Consider the following 20,434-nt stretch of genomic DNA (forward strand, 5'->3'; position numbering starts at 1 on the left):
ATAGCCGTGCCGCGCGACCGATTTGTGACAGCATTAGAAAATCGTCGGTCGGCCGCCCTTCGCGAGATATTCCTTCATCAGTGATAATTTAGCCGGTGGCAGCAATGGCTCGCTCGCGATCGGATCGCCGAGGGCGAGGATCGAGGGCGCTACACTTTCGAATTTCGGCCAGCGCGGCAAATTGGCGCCATTAGGATCGCCGCTCCTGATGAAGTTCAGCCAATAATGGGAGACGCGCTCGCTGAACGTGCGGTCGGCCAGCGTGAAGGCGCGTTCGGGCGATGCGTCGAAGGTCCGGAAGACATACGGAATCTCGGACGAGTGGAAGGCGCGCCAGCGTGCGGATTGGGGCCCGGGCTCGGCATGGTCATAGCGATAGACATAGGTCGGTTGACCACCTTTCCGCTGGGTGCTCGCCCAGGCGTAGATCGCGCCCAGACCACGATCGCGGCGGACCTGCATGTTGGCCGCACTGCGCTCTGCCTCGGTCGCAGCCGGATAAAGCTGCGCGAAGCGGGAGGCCATCGCCCCATAGGTTTGCGCCAGCAGGACGCTGAGCGTGGCCGCGTCGCTCGCGCCATAGCCGCTGCTCATCGCGCTGCCTTCGTCGGCATTGAGGCCGACCAGCATCGGCACGTCGCTGACGGGGGCAGTGCCGGGCAACAGCACGCCATCGATGACCGGCCCGAAGCGAACGGCATTGCCACCCTTGCTTGCTACCAGCGCCTCGCTCGGCATCGCGCGCAACGCCGCGATCGAGCCCGCGCCCTTTTCCTGCGCGAAGGCGAGGCCGGCTTGCTCGGCCTGAGCCAGAGGAAGGGTTCGTGTCGGCTCGGGCAATCCGCTCTCGCCGATCGCCCGGGCGAACAGGCCCTTGGCAAGCGGCGACGCAACAAGTTCGTGCACAGCCATTGATCCCGCGGATTGCCCGGCGATGGTGACCCGCGCCGGATCGCCACGGAGGGCACCGATATTAAGGCGCACCCAGCGCAGCGCGGCGACCATGTCCTGCAGGCCATAATTGGCACGCGGCCCTGCCCCGGCTTCGCGCGTGAGTTCGGGATGCGCGAGGAAGCCGAACGGGCCGACGCGATAGTTGATCGTGACGACAACGATTCCGCGCGCCGCCAGCGCCCGCCCGTCATAGATCGGGATCGCGCCCGACCCCGAATTGAACCCGCCGCCGTGGATCCAGACGAGCACCGGCAGCTTTCCCGAGCCGTGCTTCGGCGTCCACACGTTGAGGAACAGGCAATCCTCGCTGATATCGCCCTGCACGACATATTCATGCGACCACGGGCCGAAGCCCTGCGGCGACACGGCCTGCCAACAGCTCGACCCGAACTTTATCGCCGGGCGTATCCTGGCCCATGGCGAGACCGGCTGCGGCGGACGCCAGCGATTGGCGCCGGTCGGCGGGGCGGCATAGGGGATGCCCAGGAACGCCTCGACATTGCCTCGGAGCAGTCCCTCGACCTTGCCTGCCATGGTTGCGGCGACGGGAGCCGCTGCGGCCTGCACCGTCCCGCACGCCATTAGCAATAGCGCGACAGCCGCGCCAAGTATGCCGCGCGCCATCATGTCTCTTTCGGAAGGCTCTACTTCGCGACCCCGGCGCCTGCAGGCAAATGCCGTTCGGGCATGGTCACGATCACGCTGGTTCCGCGATCGGCGGCAGAACTCGCAAGCGTCACACGATATTTGCCGGCCGCGACCTTCCAGCCCGGACGCGCGCTGTCCCACATACCCAGCAGGCGCGGATCGATGGTCACGGTGGCGCTGCTGGCTCGGCCAGGTGCGAGCGTCAGCTTGGTGAAGGCGCCGAGCCGTTTCGGGGCTTCCCACCCACCGGCGGCGGGCGACACATAGATTTGCGCGACATGCTTGCCCGCGACACTGCCGGTATTGCGGACCGTGAAACTGGCCACGATCGTCCCGCGCTTCACGCCCGCCGACAGCCCACTCTGCTGGAAACTGGTATAGGAAAGGCCATGGCCGAACGGAAAGAGCGGCCGAGTTCCGTTCTTGTCGAACCATTTGTAGCCGACTGCCGCGCCTTCGCTGAACCGTACGTCGAAAATTTCCTTCTCGCCGCGATTGAGCCCGTCAATCTCCGCGCGCGGCCAGTCGCTCGCGGCGCGGCCGAACGTGGCCGGCAGATGGCCCGAGGGATTGACCTTGCCGGTGAGGATACGCGCGATTGCCTCGCCGCCCTTGCTGCCAGGATACCAGGCTTCGACCGCGCCTCTCACGCGGTCGATCCACGGCATTAAAACGGGGCCGCCGGTTTGGAGCACGACCACGGTGTTCGGGTTGGCGCGAGCGACGGCATCCACCAGTGCATCCTGGTTGTCGGGCAGCGTCAGCGGAAAATCGAGCGATTCCGCGGTCCACTGCGTCACGAATACGATCGCGACGTCCGCCTTGCTGGCGACAGTCGCGGCAGCGGCAGGGTCGCTGCCGTCGGCCCACGAGATCCGCGCGCCCGGCCGTTCCGCCTTCAGCGCCTTCAAGGGAGAAGAAGGCGCATAGACGATCGGGCCAGGCCAGCTCTTCGGCCCCTCGCCATGCACGGCGGATCCGCCACGCGGATAGACCTGCGCCGAGCCGCCGCCGGTCAGCACCCCGACATCGGCGTGGCCGCCGATGATGGCGATCCGCCGCGCGGTCCCCGCCAGCGGCAGGATATGCCCGTCATTCTTGAGCAGAACGATACCCTCTTCGGCATCGGCCTGGCTGACCGCCTCGTGTGCGGCATAAGGAATTCGATTGTCCGGGGTAGGCGGGTTGTCGGCCGCGCCGCTTTCGATCAGCACGCGGGCAATGCGGCGCACCTTGTCGTCCAGCACCGCCATCGGCACGCGCCCGTCGGCGATCGCCGCCTTCAACTTGTCGCGATAGACATAGTCGGCCGGCTTCTGAACGCCGGCTTCCTGGTCGAGCCCATTGAGGGCGTTCTTGACCGTATCGTGCATGGCGCCCCAGTCGGACATGACAAAGCCCTTATAGCCCCAGTCATGCTTCAGGACCTTGTTGAGCAGCCAATCATTCTGGCACGCCCATTCGCCGTTAACGAGATTGTAGCTGCACATGATGGAGCCGGGGCTGCTCTGTTCGATTGCGATCTGGAAGGCGAGCAGGTCGGACATCCGCGCCGACGGTTCGTCGATCAGGATATTGACCGTCGTGCGGCGGCGCTCCTGATCGTTGAACGCGAAATGCTTGATGGTCGTGATGATCTGGTTGGACTGGATGCCGCGCACGATCGCGCCGACCATCGTGCCGGCCAGCAGCGGATCCTCTCCACCATATTCGAAATTGCGGCCATTGCCGGGCTCGCGCAGCAGGTCGACGCCGCCCGCCAGCATGGTGTTGAAGCCGGAGGCACGCGCCTCCGCACCGATCATCGCGCCCCCGCGTACCGCGAGATCCGGGTTCCACGTCGATGCCGTGAGGATGCCGGCCGGCAGCGCGGTACGCTGCAGATCGGGAACGGCAACGCCCTGGGTGGCAACGCCGCTTCCCGCGTCGGTCTGCCATTGCGGCGTGAAATTGAGGCGGGGAACGCCCGGCACAAAGCCGGCGGACTGGCGGCGCGCCCCGGGGTCGCGATATTCATTCCAGGCGACCTGGGTGCCATAATAGCTCGTCACCAGCAGCAATTTCTCGTCGGTCGTCATTGCTCCGACGAGGAGATTGGCGCGCGCGTCGGCATTCAGCGCCTTGTTCTGCCAGGCCAGCGGCGCTGCGGCCGCGAGGGGCGAGCATAAAGCAAGAGCCGCAACGGTCGCGAGGATGCGGGTAATTTTCATGCTGAGATCCCCTCTTCTATTATCGTGAATCTCTTACGAAGCCGCGCGGCCGAGCGCAATCGTGCGGCCGTACGACAGCATCAGAGCGTTGCGGCAATCGCCCGCGCGGCCGCGTCCGGGTCGTCCGCCCGGGTGATAGGACGGCCGATGACAAGGATCGAGGCACCATTGTCGAGCGCCTGCCGGGGAGTCATCACGCGCTTCTGGTCGCCGGCGGCACCCCCCGCCGGGCGCACGCCCGGTACCACGAAGAAGCCGTCGCGCCACAGCTTGCGCGCCGCGGCGACCTCAAAGCCCGAGCAGACGACGCCGTCGAGACCGGCCTCATGCGCCAGCCCCGTCAGCCGCTCAACCTGGGCGTGCTCGCCCCCCTCCACTCCAATCGAAGCGAGGTCGCCCGCATCGAGGCTGGTGAGCACGGTTACCGCTACGACCTTGGTTGACGGCGGCGCCGCCGCCTTGGCGTCTTCCATCATTGCCCGTCCGCCTGCCGCATGGATCGTCAGGATCGACGGGGCGATACCATGCAGCGCCTGGATCGCGCTCGCCACCGTATTGGGAATGTCATGCAGCTTCAGGTCAAGGAAGATCGGCAGGCCAATCGCGGCGAGCTCCCGCACGCCATGATGGCCATGCGCCGAAAAGAATTCGAGGCCCAGCTTGAGCCCCCCGACATGGCCTTTGACCTTGCCCGCCAGCGCCACCGCGCGCGCAAGGTCGGGCGTGTCGATCGCAACGAAGATCCGGCTCGACATCAGTCCGCCTGAAAGGGATCGCGCGCCGCCGCCAGCGGAAGGTTGTCGGCATAAGCCGGCTGGGGTGCGGGCGGTACCGGCACTGTCGTGGGCGACACGGCCCGGTCGAGCATCGCCAGCTTACGGACGTGCCGCCATTTGAACACACGGTACCAGATGTAGAGCGGCACGAACCCGATCAGGAACGCGATCAGCAGCAGCACGGGCAATTTCACATCAGCCTGCATGTCGCCGAAAAGGTTGATCGTCACCGCCGACCAATTGCGGAACGAGAACACCACCACGATCACCGTGACGACGATCCAGAAGAGCGTGCGCAGGAATGCCATGCAAGCCAGATTAGGGGCGATTGACGGGCAAGGCCAGCACGACGATTGCCACACACTCGACGACACGCTATGTTCTTGCTTCGTTCGTGTATGGGAAACCGATGGCCAAGCTTCAGCGCCGTTATGCCTGCCAATTGTGTGGCAGCATCGCCAGCAAATGGCAGGGCCAATGCGTCGATTGCGGCGAGTGGAACACGCTGGTCGAGGAGACCGGCGGCGGGGTGGTGACGCCATTCGCGGCCAAGCATGATCTGCGCTCCGGCGGCCGCGCCGTACAGGTCAGCGGGCTCGACGCCGATGTCGCGCTCCCGGCGCGGCTGGTGACCGGCATTGCCGAACTCGATCGCGCGCTCGGCGGCGGCCTCGTGGCGGGATCGGCGACTTTGATCGGCGGCGATCCGGGCATCGGTAAATCCACCCTGCTGCTCCAGGCGGCGGCGCGACTGGCAACCACGGGCGCCCGCGTCACCTACATTTCGGGCGAGGAAGCCGCCGATCAGGTGCGCCTGCGCGCGCGCCGGATGGGGCTCGGCACCGCGCCGGTCCAGCTCGCCACCGCCACCTCGGTGCGCGACATCCTCACCACGCTCGACAGCGGCGCGCCGCCGGCCCTGCTGGTGATCGATTCGATCCAGACGATGCATTCGGATCTGATCGAGGGCGCGCCCGGCACGGTCAGCCAAGTGCGCGCCTCCGCTCAGGAGCTGATCCGCTACGCCAAGGATCGCGGCAGCGCGCTCGTGCTGGTCGGCCACGTCACCAAGGATGGCACCATCGCCGGCCCGCGCGTGCTAGAGCATATGGTCGATACCGTGCTCAGCTTCGAAGGCGAGCGTAGCCACCAATATCGCATTCTGCGCGCGGTCAAGAACCGCTTCGGCGGCACCGACGAGATCGGCGTGTTCGCTATGGGCGAACTCGGCCTCGACGAGGTCACCAATCCGTCTGCCTTGTTCCTCACCCAGCGCGGCGAGGCGATCAGCGGCGCGATCGTGTTCCCGGCGATGGAGGGCACGCGCCCCGTGCTGGTCGAGATCCAGGCGCTGGTCGTGCGCCTCGCCAGCGGCGCGACGCCGCGCCGCGCGGTGGTCGGCTGGGACAGCGGCCGGCTGGCGATGATCCTTGCGGTGCTGGAGGCGCGTTGCGGACTGAGTTTCTCGACCTGCGAAGTTTATCTCAACGTCTCGGGTGGCTACCGCATCGCCGATCCGGGTGCCGATCTGGCGGTGGCGGCGGCTTTGGTCTCGGCGCTGGCGGAGCGGTCGATCCCGGCCGACGCGGTCGCGTTCGGGGAAGTCTCGCTCTCCGGCGAAGTACGCGGCGTCGCCCATGGTGCGCTGCGGCTCAAGGAATCCGCCAAGCTCGGCTTCGGCCGCGCTTTGTTGCCCGCGGCCGTGCGCGAGCCGGCTCACGGTCTCGCCACCAGCGGCTTCGCCACGCTCGGCGCGCTGGTCGATCATCTGCTCGGGCGCTAGATCGGGCGCCGAGCACCGGTTATCGCGCCGGCAAAGCCAAGGCCTTGGTCAAAAACTCATCCGTCTGCGTCAGCAGGTCGGTCCGCGTCGCGCTATCGCGCAACTGATGGTCTAGCATCGGATAGGTGATGAGCCGTGATTGCTTGCCCGCTGCCCGCAAGGCTGCGTCCATGCGGCGCGAGTCGGTGATGTCGACGTTGGTATCGCGATCCCCATGGAACAGCAGGACCGGCGCCTTGAAGTCCGCGGCATGGCGGACCGGCGAGCCGGCCACCGCATCGGCGAACTTCACCGTGACCTTGTCGAACATCGCCCCCGCCAGTCGCGATTTGTTGAGGGTGCGTATTGCCTGCAAGTCGGTGACCGGCGCCACTGCCACCGTTGCCCTGAACAAGTCGGGCGCGATGACGTTCGCCTGCAGCGCCGCATAGCCCCCATAGGACCAGCCGAAAATGGCGAGCTTTGCAGGATCGGCTATTCCCTCTTTGATCAGCCAATGTCCCGAATCCACCACGTCGCTGATCGCCGTGCGCCAGGACTTGATGGCATTGCCGTTTTCGAAAGCGTCGCCATAGCCGGTCGAGCCGCGGAATTGTGGTTGAAGGACCGCATAGCCCCGCGCCGCGAAATATTGAGCCAGCCAGTCGAAACCCCAGACGTCACGGGTCCAGGGGCCGCCATGGGGCATGACGATGGCGGGCAGGCCGTGGCCACCCGAACCCGCGGGGAGCGTCAGATAAGCGGGGATCATTGTGCCATCGCTCCCACGAAAGCTTATGCCGCGCTGTTCCGCTAAACGCATTCCTTCTAGTTGCGGTCGTGCCATCAGCGCTTCCGTCAGCTGGCGGGTTACGGTGTCGAACAGATAATAATGACCGGGATCGACATCGCTGGACGCCATTACCAGCAGCCGCTTTTCATCGGCGCTGGCCGCCTGGAATGAGATCTCCCGATTGGGCAGCGCCTTCGAAAGGCTCGCTGCCAGAGCCCGATAGCGGGTATCTAGATAGACAGTCTGCGTGCGATCGGTGACGTAATAGTAGCCGATAGTGCGATTGTGGCGCCCGATAGTCTCTGCCCCAGCGACATCGACCTGTGGATCGGCATAGATCAGTTCGGACTTAGGCGTGCCGCTTAGAGAGAAACTGTAGAGGGCGTCGCGCCCATTCAGCTTTTGCAAGGCGTAAGCCAGATCTTTCTCTCCGTCGACTGTGACGATCCTCAGGCCGGCGTCGGATACTGGATCATATTGACCAAGTAGCTGCCAGTCGGAGCCGCTCTTCGTGCGGTATCGATAAACGAACCGGTCGCCCTCGAATTTCGCGAAGATGCGCACATTGCCGTAGCCGTCTGTGTAATAACCGCCCCCGTCCGGCAGCGATTTGATGACTTCGCCGTCTCCTGTCCGCGTATCCACACGCTCAATCCGCAGAGACCCATCACTGTGACGGCGCGCCATGAGGATCTTGCCATCGGCGCCCGACAGCCAATCGAGGATGCTGCCGTCTGAAGCCCATAAGCCGAAGAGGCGGGCCGAGCCCGTCTTCTCCATCCCAAGCAATCCTGTGCCGTCGGCATTTACCGCGACCACGCGGCTGAAGTCATGGGGCCGCCCGTCGACCGAAGCGACACCGGACAGATAACATGCGATGCGATCGCTGGATGCCCATCCGCATGATGCAATGCGCAACGGATTACCATCCGAATAGGCAACTGCCTTGGTGACGCCGGTCGACAGGTCCTCGACCATCGCCGCGCTGCCGCGGGCCGCACTCGGTGCGACAAAGGCCAGGCGGCGCCCGTCCGGGGAGAGACTGACATCCTCCACCCAGGGCCGCGCGCCAAAAGCTTCCGCGGTCTTAATGCGATCGCGACCGTCGGGCGGTGCCGCCTGAACCGTGCCCGATACGACCAGACATGCCAGACCGATATTCCACCTTGTCCGCATCGCGCGCTCCCCAAGGGGTTTCTATCGCTTCCCCCTCGGCCTGCAACCCGGGATTCGGTCAGGGTTTTGGGGCAACCCGCCGCCGCGCCCTGCGCGCCGAACTGTCGCGCAGCGCCCACCGCATCACCTTGCCGACACCGTGCACGCCGGCGCGGATCGCGGGCGCCGGCGCGCTGCGCAGGCCATGCATTCGAGCCGCCCAATCGGGCAGCAGATCGATGCCGGCCTGCATCATGAGCATGCCGAAGGGGGCCAGTGCCGGGTTGGGGGCGGGCTGGGTAAGCAGCGCGCGGGCGACTTCGCGGGTCCGCGCATCGCTGCGCAGGTCCGGCCGCACCCTGCCGAAATAGGCCTCCAGCTCGGCCCGCGTCGTCGGCACCGCCGTCGCGCCGAGCCGCCGCGCGATCGTCGCCGTCTCCGAAAGATAACGATCCTGCTCGGCGAGCGGAAAAGCAGGATCGCGGTAGCGCAGATAGGCGGCGAGGAAGCTGCTCACCTCGGCCGCATGGACCCAGGTCAGGAGATCGGGATCATTGGCCGAATAAGGCCGGCCGTCGGGCAGCACCCCCGCGACCCTGTCATGGATCGTGCGCACGCGGTCGATCAGCCGCTCGGCCTGCTCGGTCGAGCCATAGGTCGTGCCGGCGATGAACTGCGCCGTCCTTCGCAGACGCCCCAGCATGTCCTGACGGAAGTTGGAATGATCCCACACGCCGGCGAGCGCCCCAGGATGGAGCATCTGCATTAGCAGCGCGGCGATGCCGCCGATCATCATCGTGGTGAAGTCGCCGTGCACCTTCCATGCGGCCGACTGCGGCCCGAACAGCCCGCTGTCGCCCCGCTCGAGGTCGATCTCCCCCGATCCGAAGCCGACCAGAGTATGGACCTGACGTTCCAGCAGGGCGCGGATATCGAGCATGCCATAGCCGAACGCGCCGGGCCGGCGGACGATGCATCGCCCATGCGAACGGAGCGTTGCAGGACGATGCTGGTGTTCCTCGACTTCGAAGCCTCGTCGCTCGCCAAACAAAGCTATCCGATCGAGGTGGCGTGGATCTTCGAGGATGGGGCTTCGGAAACGCACCTCATCCGCCCCGCACCGGATTGGCACGATTGGGATATCCGTGCCGAGGCGATCCACCATATCCCGCGCGAAATCCTGCTCTGCGACGGCACGCCGCATGATGAGGTGGCACGCCGCATGGTCGACCGGCTCACCGGCCACGACCTTGCCGCCAGCGCGCCGTCGTGGGACGGCAAGTGGCTGAGCGCACTCCTGCGCGCCGCGGGCCTCCCCCGCCATGCGTTGCGGCTGCGGGCGACGGACGACGTCCAGCGCGAGGTCGCCCGCGCGATCCTGACAGGGCAGGTCCCGGCCGACCGTCTGGAAGCGACGATAGCGACTCTGATCGATGCCGTCCGGGCGAAGGCACAAGGCGCGCCGCCGGCGCATCGGGCGCTGGCCGACGCCGTGGCGGAGCGCGATCGCTGGCTGGCGGTGCGCGCCGGCGCCGCGCAATTGACCCTTCCCTATTCGCCTCCCCCTCCGTAGGGCGCGCACAGGGCGCGATCACAGTGCCGAATGGGAAGACGAACAGTGACGACCAAGCTCGTAGCAATCGATATCGGCGGCACGCATGCCCGCTTCGCTCTCGCCGAGGTGGCGGATGGCCGGGTCGTCAATCTCGCGCCCGAATCCACCTTCAAGACGGCGGAGCATGCGAGCCTGCAGCTCGCACTGGAGGCGTTTGCGGCCGAACAGAAGGAACCGCTGCCGCGCAACGCGGCGATCGCCTTCGCCGGGCCGGTCCATGGCGAGGTGCTGAAGCTCACCAACAATCCCTGGATCATCCGCCCGGCGCTGATTCCGGAGAAGCTGAACGTCGACCGCTATACGCTGGTCAATGATTTCGGGGCGGTGGCGCACGCGGTTGCGCGCTGCGACGCCGAGCATCTGCGCCATTTGTGCGGGCCCGAACAGGATCTTCCCGCCAAGGGCGTGGTCAGCGTGGTCGGGCCCGGAACCGGGCTCGGCGTCGCCTATGTCCTGCGCGGCGAGGGCGATTATCATGTCGGCGAGACCGAGGGCGGCCATATCGATTATGCCGCGCTCGATCCGATCGAGGACGCGATCCTGAAGACGTTGCGCAACCGCTATCGCCGTGTCTCGGCCGAACGGGTCGTGTCCGGGCCGGGGCTCACCAACATCTATGGCGCATTGTCGACGCTGGAGGGCCGTTCGGTCGCGCCCAGCGATGACAAGACGTTGTGGACCGCGGCACTCGAAGGCAGCGACAGCCTCGCCGCCGCCGCGCTCGACCGTTTCTGCCTCTCGCTCGGCGCGGTCGCGGGCGATATCGCGCTTGCCCAGGGCGCCACCGGCGTCGTCATCGGCGGCGGCCTCGGCCTTCGCCTGGCCGATCACCTCCCGCGCTCCGGCTTCGCGCAGCGCTTCGTCGCCAAGGGCCGGTTCGAGCGGATGATGTCGGACATTCCGGTCAAGCTGATCACCCACCCCCAGCCGGGCCTTTACGGCGCCGCCGCGGCCTTCGCCCAGGAGCATCGCGTCTGACCGTCGCCGCGCTTACGCTCGAACCGTCCGATCGGGCGATGCTCGATGCGCTCGCCGCGCAGGAAGACGCGATGGTCGCGAGGGCCGTCGGCTGGTGCGCGATCAACAGCGGCAGCCGCAATCTGGCGGGCCTGGAGACGATGGCGGAAGCTTTGGCCGGCGCGATGTCGGCGTTGGGGGAGGTCGAGCGGATCGCCTTGGCCGAAACGCAGGAGGTGGCCGCGGATGGAACGATCCGGCCGCTGCGCACCGGCGATGCGCTGCGGCTGCGGGTGCGGCCGGCGGCGCCCGTCCAGATCGCCCTTACCGGCCATTATGACACGGTTTATCCGGCCGAGACGCGCTTCCGCGAGGTGGTGACCCGCGACGACGGCGCGCTCCACGGCCCCGGCATTGCCGACATGAAGGGCGGGATCAGCGTGATGCTCGCGGCGCTGGCGGCGTTCGAAACGCACCCCGCTGCCCGTGACCTGGGCTATACTGTCCTGTTGTCGCCGGACGAGGAAACCGGATCGCTCGCTTCGGCGCCGCTGCTCGCCGAACTCGGCGCCTCCGCCCATGTCGGCCTGACCTATGAACCCGCACTGGCCGACGGCACGCTCGTTTCGGGGCGGAAGGGATCGGGCAATTTCCACATTCGCGTCACCGGCCGTGCCGCCCATGCCGGGCGCGATTTCGCGAGCGGCCGCAACGCGATCCTCGCCGCCGCCCGCATCGCCCAGGCGCTGGGGGCGCTCAACGGCCGGCGCGAAGGCGTGACCGTCAATGTCGCGCGGATCGACGGCGGCGCGCCGCTCAACATGGTGCCGGACATCGCCGTGCTGCGCTTCAATGCGCGCTTGCCCGACGTCGCCGCCGAAGCCTGGTTGATGGCCGGCATCGCCGAGGCGATGAGCGAAGGCCACGGCGATGGCCTGGCCATCGAACTGCATGGCGGGATTACCCGCGCGCCCAAGCCGTTCGTGCCCGCGCAGCAGCAGCTGTTCGAGGCGGTGCGGGAGACCGGCGCGCTGATCGGCCAGCATCTCGCCTGGGCCCCTTCCGGAGGGGTGTGCGAGGGCAATAATCTGTTCGCGGCCGGCCTGCCCGGCATCGACACGCTCGGCGTGCGCGGCGGGGATATTCACAGCGACCGCGAATATGCCTGGGCCGAGAGCTTCGTCGAGCGTGCCCAGCTTTCCGCCTTGCTGCTGGCCAAGCTGGCGGATGGCACTATCGACGGCCCCGCAATCCGCGCGGCGTTGAACAGCTGATATGACATCCCTGCCTACCGGGCGCAGCTTTGACGCCTTCCTGTTCGACATGGACGGCACCCTGCTCGACAGTATCGCGTCGGCCAATCGCTGCTGGCAACGCTGGGCCGAAGGCCACGGGCTCGACTTCGCATTGATCCAGCCGACCATGCACGGCCGGCGTGCGGTGGAGACCATCCGCCGCTGGGGACCGCATCTCGACGTGGACCGTGAATTTGCCGTGCTGGTTCAGGCGGAAATGGACGACATGGACGACGTCGTCGCCATCGCCGGCGCCGACGCCTTCCTGCGCGCGTTGCCCGCCGACCGTTGGGCGCTGGTTACGTCCGCTCCGCGCGAGCTGGCGCTACGCCGGATCGACGCCGCCGGCCTGATCCGGCCGCCGCTTCTCATCACCGCCGACGATGTGGCGCACGGCAAGCCCGCGCCCGATTGCTTCCTGATGGCGGCCGATGCGCTTGGCGTCGCCCCGGGCCGCTGCCTCGTCTGGGAAGATGCGGCCGCCGGCATTGCCGCTGCCGAGGCCGCCGCCATGGAAGTGGTTGTGATCGGCGCCACCCATGCGACGCCCATGGGAACGCGCCACCCGGTTATTGACGGCTATGACGATCTCCAGCTGCTGATCGGTGCCGACGGCTCGCTGCAGCTGGCGGTGAAGGCCTGACGCCGCCTTACTTCCCCGTTCGTGTGAGCCGAGCGTCCTTACGGATAGCGCACCGGCGGCGCGGGCTCGGCCGGTAGCGGGATGAACTCGACTTCCTCGGGCACGCGCGCGAATCTTTGCTCCTGCCAGTCGCGCTTGGCCTGTTCGATCCGGTCGGCGCGGCTCGAGACGAAATTCCAATAGATGAAGCGTTGCTCGGGGAACGGCTCGCCGCCGACCATCACCAGCCGCGCGCCCTGCTCGCTCGCCAGCACGATTTCGGCATGGGGCTTGAGGATGACGAGTTCGCTCGGGCCGAACGGCTGGCCGTCCACCGTCACCGCGCCCGCGATCAGGTAGAAGGCCCGCTCGACCTGTTCGCTCGGCAGGCGATAGCGCGACCCGGGCGTCATCACGATCTCGGCATAGACCATTTCGGACAGGGTCTTCACCGGCGAGACCAGGCCGTCCATCGCGCCGACGATCTGGCGGACCGTCACTCCGTTCGTCTCGCCCGATGGGATCTCGTCCGCGCCATGATGGGCGAAGCTCGGCGCGGTCTCCTCATGCTGCGCCGGAAGCGCGACCCATAATTGGAGCCCGAACAGACCAGCGCCGCCGCCGTGGCGCGCATTCTCAGGGCTGCGTTCGCTATGCGTGATACCGGACCCGGCGGTCATCCAATTGACCTCGCCCGGCCTGATCGCCTGGACCGAGCCCAGGCTGTCGCGGTGCATGATCTCGCCCTCGACCAGATAGGTGATGGTGGCGAGGCCGATATGCGGGTGCGGCCGCACGTCGAGGCCCTGACCGTCGCGCAGCGCCACGGGCCCCATCTGGTCGAAGAAGATGAACGGGCCGACCATGCGCCGCTGCGGCTGCGGCAGCGCGCGGCGCACGGTGAAGCCGTCGCCCAGATCGCGCGATGGCGGCAGGATGACGAGATCGACCGCGTCGACGCCGCTGTCGCGGACGCTCACGTTCGATCCCCTCTCCGTTCGTGCTGAGCCCGTCGAAGCACTGTTTTTCCTTCACCGAGAAACAGAACGCCCCTTCGACAAGCTCAGGGCGAACGGATCAGGGAAAACCCTATTTCGGCGTGCTGGCGTTCGCCGCCGGGTTGGTCGACGGCGGCGCCTTGAGGATCGCCTGCGTGTCGGCGCCCTTGTTCACCGTGGTCGTGTTGGGATCGCCCGCTTCCGAGCGAATGCCCGGTGGCGGGGTCGGGCCGGCTTCGGCGGTCAGCGCGGTCTCGCCCGCGCTGACCCCGCGCTGGCCGCCGAACAGGGCGTTGAGCGCCTGTGCGGAGCTATCCGCTTCCTGCGGGCGCGGCTGGCCCGGCTTGGGCGGAACCAGCGCGAAATCCGGCGGTACGGTCAGCGGCGCGGCGCGGCCGACCGCGAATTCGTCCGGCACGCCCTTGCGCGAGGCGAACACGCCGCCCTTGGGGCCGCTATGGCAGCCGGCGAGCATCAGCATCGCCAGCGGCACCGCCGCAACCAGAATACGCTTAACCATTTTTTCTCTCCGCGGGGGCGGGCGCGTCGCGCGTCACAAAAGCGCGCAGCACCAACAGGGCTACGCCAACGCTAATCGCAGCGTCGGCAATATTGAAGACATAAAAGGGCGACCATGCGCCGAAGTGAAGGTTGAGGAAGTCGGTGACATAGCCGAGCCGCACCCGATCGACGATATTGCCGACCGCGCCACCCAGTACCAGCCCGAGCGCGATGCTGTCCGCGCGGCGAGTCTCGCGCGCCAGCCACAGCGCTACGAACGCCGCGATCACGGCCGTGCCCAGCGCGAGCGCCCACCGTTGGCCGTCGCTGCTCGCGACCAGGAAGCCCATCGAGACACCGTGATTCGCGACCCATTGAAGCCGGAAGATCGGCAGCAATTCGATCGTGTCGACCTCGGCGAGATGCAGGGGCCCGGTGACGAACCATTTGGCAAGCTGGTCCAGAGCGAGCGTCAGCACCGCGACGATCCAGCCGATCTTCAGCACGTTTTTCATACGTAACCCGTCATCCCAGCGAAGGCTGGGATCCATGTCTGATGGCACACGCGATGTCCCAACCCTGAACAGCGCCCTGCTACGCTCAGGCTATCCACCCACCACCTCCGTGCACCGCCCGCACAGGTCGCCATCCTCGTCCACTTCCGGCAGCAGCCGCCAGCAACGTCCGCATTTATGATAATCCGAACGATGCACGACCGCGACCGGGCCGTGCGCGACCGTGTCGATCACCGCCTCCGACACAATCAGCAATTCGGTCAGCTCGTCATGCGTGACGTTGGGCCGATCGCGATCGTCGGGCAGGCCGATCGCGACCTTGGCCTCCAGGCTCGATCCGATCTCCTTGTCCCGCCTCTTGGGCTCGATTTCGGCGCTGACGATCTGGCGCAGCACGCGCAATTCCGCCCATTGCTCGGCGAGGCGGGCATCGGCCCAGATTGGGTCGACCTCCGGCCATTCCAGCAGATGGACCGATCCCGCCTCCGGGAAACGGGTGCCCCACACTTCCTCGGCGGTGAAGCACAGGATCGGCGCAGCATAACGCACCAAGGCGTGAAACAACGTGTCGAGCACGGTGCGATAGGCACGCCGCTTGGGATCGTCGGGCGCATCGCAATAGAGCGAATCCTTGCGGATATCGAAGAAGAAGGCTGACAGATCGTTGTTGCAGAAATCGGTGAGTGCGCGCGCATAGCGGTTGAACTCGAACGCGTCGGTCGCGGACTTCAGCTCCGCATCGAGCTCGGTCAGCAGGTGCAGGACATAGCGCTCAAGGTCCGGCATGTCGGCGACCGCCTCGACCCGCTCTTCGTCCGAGAAACCGTCGAGCGCGCCGAGCAGATAGCGGAAGCTGTTGCGAAGCTTGCGATAGGCGTCCGACGTGCCGGCCAGGATCTCCTTGCCGATGCGAACATCCTCGAAATAATCAGTGCTCGCGACCCACAGCCGCAAGATGTCGGCGCCGCTCTCGGGGATGATCTTGAGCGGGTCGACGACATTGCCCTGGCTCTTGGACATCTTGCGGCCCTGCCCGTCGAGCGCGAAGCCGTGCGTCAGCACCGCCTTGTAGGGCGCCACGCCGCGCGTGCCGCAGCTTTCAAGCAAGGACGACTGGAACCAGCCGCGATGCTGGTCCGAGCCTTCCAGGTACAGGTCTGCGCGCGTGCCTTCGCCGTAGCGCGCCTCGATCGTGAAGGCGTGGGTCGAGCCCGAATCGAACCAGACGTCAAGGATGTCCTTCTGCGGGTCATACGCAGCAGCGTTGTAGTCCGGGCCCAGCAACGCCTGATGATCGGCGCCGAACCAGGCATCCGCCCCGCCCGCCTCGAACGCCGCGACGATGCGCGCATTGACGGCCGGATCGCGCAGATAATCGCCGCTCCCCTTGTCGACATACAAAGCGATCGGCACGCCCCACGCCCGCTGGCGCGAAATCACCCAGTCGGGCCGCCCCTCGACCATGGCGTGGATCCGGTTGCGCCCCTTCTCCGGCACGAACCGCGTCCGCTCGATCGCGTCCAGCGCGAGTTGACGGAGCGTTGCGCCATTGCCGACGGACCGTTCGCCCTGAGCTTGTCGAAGGGCTGCACTTTCTTCTGGTAAGAAAGACAGGGCTTCGACGGGCTCAGCCCGAACGGAATTGGGGTCGAGCCCCTCGGCCACCGCATCAATCTCCGCCGCGATCCCCTTATCCATCGCGATGAACCATTGCGGCGTCGCGCGGAAGATCACCTTGGCCTTGGACCGCCAGCTATGCGGGTAGCTATGCGCATAATCCGCGCTCGCCGCCAGTAAGGCGCCTGCCTCGCGCAAGTCGCTGCAGATCGGCCCGTCGGGCGCGTTGAACTTGGGGTTGATGACGCTCCCCTGCCCGCCCAGCCAAAGCCAGTCGGCGCGATATTTGCCGTCGCCCTCGACCGCGAACACCGGATCGATGCCGTGCGCCTTGCACAGCAGGAAATCGTCCTCGCCATGGTCGGGCGACATGTGGACGAGCCCCGTGCCCGCATCGGTCGTGACAAAGTCGCCCGCCAGCATCGGCCGCGGCTTGGCGAAGAAACCGCCGAGATGGTGCATCGGGTGGCGGACCCAGGCATCTTCGAGATTGCCTCGCTCGTACTCCCAGACAGTCATCCAATCCATCCCGACGTTGGGATGAAGGCGCTTCAAAAAGTCTTCCACGAGGTCGGAACCGAGGAGAATGCGCTTTCCGCGGAGGTATTCGAGTTGCGGCAGGTCGTCGAATACGCCCGTCTTCAACTCTACAAGCTGGTAGGCGATGTCCGGTCCATAAGCCAAAGCCTGGTTGACCGGGATCGTCCACGGCGTGGTCGTCCAGATCACCGCATAGGCACCAACCAGTTCCGGCGCATTCGGTGCCTCGACGATCTCGAACGCGACATCGATCTGGGTCGAGACGATATCCTCATATTCCACCTCGGCCTCGGCCAAGGCGGTTTTCTCCACAGGCGACCACATCACCGGCTTGGCGCCGCGATACAGCTGGCCGGTCTCGGCGAACTTGAGCAGTTCGCCCGCGATCACCGCCTCGGACGCATAATTCATGGTGAGGTAGGGATTGTCCCACTCGCCCATCACGCCCAGCCGCTCGAACTGCTCGCGCTGGACCGCGACCCATTTTGCGGCATAGGCCCGGCATTCGGCGCGGAACTGGTCGACCGGCACCTCGTCCTTGTTCAATTTCTTCGCGCGATAGGCCTCCTCGACCTTCCACTCGATCGGCAGGCCATGGCAGTCCCAGCCCGGCACATAGGGCGCATCCTTGCCGAGCAGCGACTGGGTACGGACGACGATGTCCTTGAGCACCTTGTTCATCGCATGGCCCATATGGATGTCGCCATTGGCGTAGGGCGGGCCGTCATGCAGGATGAAGCGCTCGCGCCCGGCGCGCTTCTCGCGCAACTGCGCGTACAGATCGTCGCCCAGCCATTTGGCCAGGATCGCCGGCTCCTTGGCGGCAAGCCCCGCCTTCATCGGGAAATCGGTCTTCGGCAGGAAGACGGTGTCGCGCCAATCTCTAGCGGAGGCGCCGCGCTTGGGTTCAGGGGTGTCGGACATGTTGGCGGCGCTTTAGCGAAGCTTCCGGTGAAACCAAACCCTGCTCATCAAACCGGCCCGCTACAACTCCCGCTCATCCTGAGTAGCCACTGAGCCTGACGAAGTGGCGTATCGAAGGATCCTTCGAGACAGGCTTCGACAAGCTCAGCCTTCCTCAGGATGAGCGGAACGAGAGAGAAGTTCGCGCCGCGTCGCAATCGGCCGCCATCTGCACCTTGAGCGCCTGAAGATCGTCGAACTTCGCTTCCGGCCGCAGGAAGTCGATCAGGGCCACCTCGATCACCCGGCCATAAAGGTCGCCCGAAAAGTCGAAGAAATAAGGTTCGAGCAATTCCTTGGGCGGATCGAAGCTCGGGCGGATGCCGAGATTGGCGACGCCCTCCAGTGCCCGGCCGTCATCCACATGCGCGCGCACCGCATAGATGCCATAGCGCGGCCGCAGATAGTCGCCGAGTTCCATATTGGCGGTCGGATAGCCGAGCTCGCGGCCGCGCTGGTCGCCGTGCACGACCTCGCCCTCGATCGTGAACGGCCGGGTCAGCAGCCGCGCCGCCGTCGCGCAATCGCCGGCAATCAAGGCTTCGCGGATGCGGCTGGAGGAGATGACCCCCTCGCCATCCGCCACCGCCGCCACCGTCTCCGCCGCCATATTGTATGCGGCACCCAGCGACGCCAGCATCGGCGCGGTGCCCGCGCGCGCCTTGCCGAAGGTGAAATCCTCGCCCGTCACCACCGCCGCCGCGCCGAAGCGACCGACCAGCTCGTCCGCCACGAATTGTTCGGGCGACAGCGCGGCCAGATCGGCGTCGAAATGCAGCACCAACGTCGCGTCCGCGCCCGCCGCCGCGAACAGACGCGCGCGCTGCTCCAGCGTCGTCAGCCGGAAATGTGGGCTGTCCGCGCGGAAATAGCGCGCGGGATGCGGATCGAAGGTGGCCACGATCGCCGGCCGCCCCTCCGCTTTGGCGCGCGCCACGGCACGCCCCACCACCGCCTGGTGACCGCGGTGAAAACCGTCGAAATTGCCGAGCGCGATCACCGCGCCGCGCAAGGCCGGCGGCAACGGCGCATCGCTGTGAAGAAGCGTCATGGTCCGGCGCCTATAGGAAGACCCCGCCGCACTGTCTCCCCCCAACCACCGCATTGCGGACACCGGCAAAGCCGGGGAAAGCAATCCAGTTTCGCATTCGTAGGTCGGGCCTGATTGCTTCCTCGCTGCGCTGCTGACGCTGCGTTTAGCGCCGCTCGAGCGTCACGAACGTATAAGCGGGCGCCTCGCCTTCGGCCGCATGCGCCTCGCGTCTGCTTTCGCGCCACTTCGCCGGACTAGGCCGCGGTACGTGCGCATCACCGTTAACCGCGGCATGAACCTCGGTGAGCTCAATCCGATCGGCGCGGTCTTCAAAAAGCGCAAAAATCTCCGCTCCGCCGATCACTGAAACTGCGTCTCCCCCCGCCAGCGCCAGCGCCGCGTCGACATCATGCGCCACCTCCGCGCCCTCGGCCTGCCAGCCTGCATCACGCGTCAATACGATATGACGCCGCCCCGGCAGCAAGCCCGGCAAGCTTTCGAAGGTGCGCCGCCCCATGATCATCGGCTTGCCCGCGGTCACCGCTTTGAAATGCTTGAGGTCGGCGGGCAGGTGCCACGGCAGCGCGCCGTCGCGCCCGATCACGCCATTGTCGGCGCGGGCCAGCACCAGAATGATTTCGGCATCGCTCATTTTTCCTGCTTAGCAGGCCATGCCCGCTTCACGCGAGCGCCGGATCGGAATAGCCTGCCGCTTATGGCCGCGCTCGATCCGGACCTGCTCTTGCGCGCTTATTCGGTCGGCGTGTTTCCGATGGCGAGCACGCGTGATGCCGCCGACGTCTTCTGGGTCGAGCCCAAGAAGCGCGGCGTGCTGCCGCTCGACCGCTTCCACCTCTCGCGCTCGCTCGCCAAGACGATCCGTTCCGGCCGCTTCACGGTCACCGTCGATCAGGCGTTCGGCGAGGTCGTCGCCTTGTGCGCCGAAGCGACCGCGCGCCGGCCCGATACCTGGATCAACCCCGATATCGAGACCGCTTATGCCGAGCTGCACCGACGCGGCTATGCCCATTCGGTCGAGACCTGGGCGGACGGCAGACTGGTCGGCGGCCTCTACGGCGTACGGCTGGGTGCGGCCTTCTTCGGCGAAAGCATGTTCAGCCGCGCGCGTGACGCCTCCAAGGTGGCGCTCGCTTATCTGGTGGCGCGGCTGAAGGTGGGCGGCTTCCGCCTGCTCGATTGCCAGTTCCTGACCGAGCATCTCGCCTCGCTCGGTACGATCGAGGTCGGCCGCGAAGCCTATGTCGCGCTGTTGGACAAGGCGCTCGGGCTCGGCTCGTTCCCCTCGGGCGACGCCGCCGCCGGGCCGGCCGACTTCTTCGCGCTCGACCGCGCCACGGCCGGCGCAGCCGGCGCGGACGATGCCGCCACCGTGTCGGGGCCGGCATCGGGGTGCCGCATCGCGCAGCTCTTGGGCCAGACGTCGTAAAGCGGATCCTCGACCACGTTGAGCGACGGCGTT

The 20,434-nt window shown here is 66.5% G+C and carries 18 protein-coding genes; 6 read left to right on the forward strand and 12 right to left on the reverse strand.

What is annotated here, in order from left to right:
* Positions 1–33: 33 nt before the first annotated feature.
* From DX905_RS05180 to DX905_RS05195, 4 genes are all read right to left on the reverse strand, one after another.
* Complete coding sequence (locus DX905_RS05180) at positions 34–1,578, reverse strand: carboxylesterase/lipase family protein (RefSeq protein ID WP_162875472.1); 1,545 nt, start codon at positions 1,576–1,578, stop codon at positions 34–36.
* A 20-nt stretch (positions 1,579–1,598) separates the two neighbouring features.
* A complete protein-coding gene (locus DX905_RS05185) occupies positions 1,599–3,812 on the reverse strand; it encodes a beta-glucosidase (protein WP_116090405.1) in 2,214 nt (737 codons plus the stop codon).
* A gap of 80 nt (positions 3,813–3,892) precedes the next feature.
* Entirely contained in the window at positions 3,893–4,567 is a 675-nt protein-coding gene (pyrF, locus tag DX905_RS05190) for an orotidine-5'-phosphate decarboxylase (RefSeq protein WP_116090406.1), read from the reverse strand.
* The gene (locus DX905_RS05195) at positions 4,567–4,896 is read right to left on the reverse strand and encodes a LapA family protein (RefSeq protein WP_116090407.1); all 330 of its coding nucleotides are present in this window, start codon (positions 4,894–4,896) and stop codon (positions 4,567–4,569) included. Before DX905_RS05195 ends, pyrF begins: the two co-directional genes overlap by 1 nt.
* A 101-nt stretch (positions 4,897–4,997) precedes the next feature.
* On the opposite strand from DX905_RS05195, the gene radA reads away from it, so the two are divergent.
* Positions 4,998–6,371 carry a DNA repair protein RadA gene (gene radA, locus DX905_RS05200; RefSeq protein WP_116090408.1) on the forward strand — a complete coding sequence of 458 codons (1,374 nt, stop codon included), beginning with the start codon at positions 4,998–5,000 and terminating at the stop codon, positions 6,369–6,371.
* A gap of 19 nt (positions 6,372–6,390) precedes the next feature.
* Here the strand turns inward: radA and DX905_RS05205 are convergent, their stop codons facing one another.
* Positions 6,391–8,319 carry an alpha/beta hydrolase family protein gene (locus DX905_RS05205; protein ID WP_116090409.1) on the reverse strand — a complete coding sequence of 643 codons (1,929 nt, stop codon included), beginning with the start codon at positions 8,317–8,319 and terminating at the stop codon, positions 6,391–6,393.
* A 58-nt stretch (positions 8,320–8,377) separates the two neighbouring features.
* A complete protein-coding gene (locus DX905_RS05210; RefSeq protein WP_116090410.1) occupies positions 8,378–9,238 on the reverse strand; it encodes an oxygenase MpaB family protein in 861 nt (286 codons plus the stop codon).
* Between DX905_RS05210 and DX905_RS05215 the strand changes: the two genes are divergently transcribed.
* From DX905_RS05215 to DX905_RS05230, 4 genes are read left to right on the forward strand one after another with little or no spacing between them, the layout of a single operon-like run.
* On the forward strand, positions 9,200–9,871 hold the full coding sequence (locus DX905_RS05215; RefSeq protein ID WP_240320728.1) for a 3'-5' exonuclease: 672 nt from the start codon (positions 9,200–9,202) through the stop codon (positions 9,869–9,871). The genes DX905_RS05210 and DX905_RS05215 overlap by 39 nt on opposite strands.
* Before the next feature lie 45 nt (positions 9,872–9,916).
* Positions 9,917–10,891, forward strand: a complete 975-nt coding sequence (gene glk / locus DX905_RS05220; protein WP_240320729.1) for a glucokinase — start codon at positions 9,917–9,919, stop codon at positions 10,889–10,891.
* A complete protein-coding gene (locus tag DX905_RS05225; protein ID WP_275896086.1) occupies positions 10,888–12,144 on the forward strand; it encodes a hydrolase in 1,257 nt (418 codons plus the stop codon). Before glk ends, DX905_RS05225 begins: the two co-directional genes overlap by 4 nt.
* A 1-nt stretch (position 12,145) precedes the next feature.
* Positions 12,146–12,808, forward strand: a complete 663-nt coding sequence (locus DX905_RS05230) for an HAD-IA family hydrolase (protein WP_116090414.1) — start codon at positions 12,146–12,148, stop codon at positions 12,806–12,808.
* Between the two features lie 38 nt (positions 12,809–12,846).
* Here DX905_RS05230 and DX905_RS05235 read toward each other — a convergent pair whose 3' ends face one another.
* The 6 genes from DX905_RS05235 to DX905_RS05260 form a co-directional block, all read right to left on the reverse strand.
* A complete protein-coding gene (locus tag DX905_RS05235) occupies positions 12,847–13,767 on the reverse strand; it encodes a pirin family protein (protein WP_116090415.1) in 921 nt (306 codons plus the stop codon).
* Positions 13,768–13,876: 109 nt separating this feature from the next.
* Positions 13,877–14,305, reverse strand: coding sequence for a DUF3035 domain-containing protein (locus tag DX905_RS05240; RefSeq protein WP_116090416.1), 429 nt, complete (start codon positions 14,303–14,305; stop codon positions 13,877–13,879).
* Positions 14,298–14,801 (reverse strand): signal peptidase II, encoded by a 504-nt coding sequence (gene lspA / locus DX905_RS05245; RefSeq protein WP_116090417.1) that lies wholly within the window; start codon positions 14,799–14,801, stop codon positions 14,298–14,300. Before lspA ends, DX905_RS05240 begins: the two co-directional genes overlap by 8 nt.
* 90 nt (positions 14,802–14,891) lie before the next feature.
* Entirely contained in the window at positions 14,892–17,882 is a 2,991-nt protein-coding gene (ileS, locus tag DX905_RS05250; protein ID WP_116090418.1) for an isoleucine--tRNA ligase, read from the reverse strand.
* A gap of 154 nt (positions 17,883–18,036) precedes the next feature.
* Positions 18,037–18,972: a bifunctional riboflavin kinase/FAD synthetase gene (locus DX905_RS05255; protein WP_116090419.1), complete on the reverse strand. Its 936-nt coding sequence runs from the start codon at positions 18,970–18,972 to the stop codon at positions 18,037–18,039.
* Positions 18,973–19,117: 145 nt separating this feature from the next.
* Positions 19,118–19,606: a dihydrofolate reductase gene (locus DX905_RS05260; protein WP_116092342.1), complete on the reverse strand. Its 489-nt coding sequence runs from the start codon at positions 19,604–19,606 to the stop codon at positions 19,118–19,120.
* Between the two features lie 63 nt (positions 19,607–19,669).
* Between DX905_RS05260 and aat the strand changes: the two genes are divergently transcribed.
* Complete coding sequence (aat, locus tag DX905_RS05265; protein WP_240320730.1) at positions 19,670–20,401, forward strand: leucyl/phenylalanyl-tRNA--protein transferase; 732 nt, start codon at positions 19,670–19,672, stop codon at positions 20,399–20,401.
* Positions 20,402–20,434 lie beyond the last annotated feature (33 nt).

Source organism: Sphingomonas crusticola, from assembly GCF_003391115.1.
In the GTDB taxonomy this organism is placed as follows: domain Bacteria; phylum Pseudomonadota; class Alphaproteobacteria; order Sphingomonadales; family Sphingomonadaceae; genus Sphingomonas_I; species Sphingomonas_I crusticola.

Excerpts from the sequence above, each read along its gene's own strand:
- DX905_RS05195 (WP_116090407.1), bottom strand. The coding sequence starts at position 4,896 with ATGGCATTCCTGCGCACGCTCTTCTGGATCGTCGTCACGGTGATCGTG.
- aat (WP_240320730.1), top strand. The coding sequence starts at position 19,670 with ATGGCCGCGCTCGATCCGGACCTGCTCTTGCGCGCTTATTCGGTCGGC.
- DX905_RS05180 (WP_162875472.1), bottom strand. The coding sequence starts at position 1,578 with ATGGCGCGCGGCATACTTGGCGCGGCTGTCGCGCTATTGCTAATGGCG.
- DX905_RS05260 (WP_116092342.1), bottom strand. The coding sequence starts at position 19,606 with ATGAGCGATGCCGAAATCATTCTGGTGCTGGCCCGCGCCGACAATGGC.
- radA (WP_116090408.1), top strand. The coding sequence starts at position 4,998 with ATGGCCAAGCTTCAGCGCCGTTATGCCTGCCAATTGTGTGGCAGCATC.
- lspA (WP_116090417.1), bottom strand. The coding sequence starts at position 14,801 with ATGAAAAACGTGCTGAAGATCGGCTGGATCGTCGCGGTGCTGACGCTC.
- DX905_RS05185 (WP_116090405.1), bottom strand. The coding sequence starts at position 3,812 with ATGAAAATTACCCGCATCCTCGCGACCGTTGCGGCTCTTGCTTTATGC.
- DX905_RS05210 (WP_116090410.1), bottom strand. The coding sequence starts at position 9,238 with ATGCTCGATATCCGCGCCCTGCTGGAACGTCAGGTCCATACTCTGGTC.
- DX905_RS05230 (WP_116090414.1), top strand. The coding sequence starts at position 12,146 with ATGACATCCCTGCCTACCGGGCGCAGCTTTGACGCCTTCCTGTTCGAC.
- DX905_RS05215 (WP_240320728.1), top strand. The coding sequence starts at position 9,200 with ATGGACCTGACGTTCCAGCAGGGCGCGGATATCGAGCATGCCATAGCC.
- DX905_RS05240 (WP_116090416.1), bottom strand. The coding sequence starts at position 14,305 with ATGGTTAAGCGTATTCTGGTTGCGGCGGTGCCGCTGGCGATGCTGATG.
- DX905_RS05205 (WP_116090409.1), bottom strand. The coding sequence starts at position 8,319 with ATGCGGACAAGGTGGAATATCGGTCTGGCATGTCTGGTCGTATCGGGC.
- ileS (WP_116090418.1), bottom strand. The coding sequence starts at position 17,882 with ATGTCCGACACCCCTGAACCCAAGCGCGGCGCCTCCGCTAGAGATTGG.
- DX905_RS05255 (WP_116090419.1), bottom strand. The coding sequence starts at position 18,972 with ATGACGCTTCTTCACAGCGATGCGCCGTTGCCGCCGGCCTTGCGCGGC.
- pyrF (WP_116090406.1), bottom strand. The coding sequence starts at position 4,567 with ATGTCGAGCCGGATCTTCGTTGCGATCGACACGCCCGACCTTGCGCGC.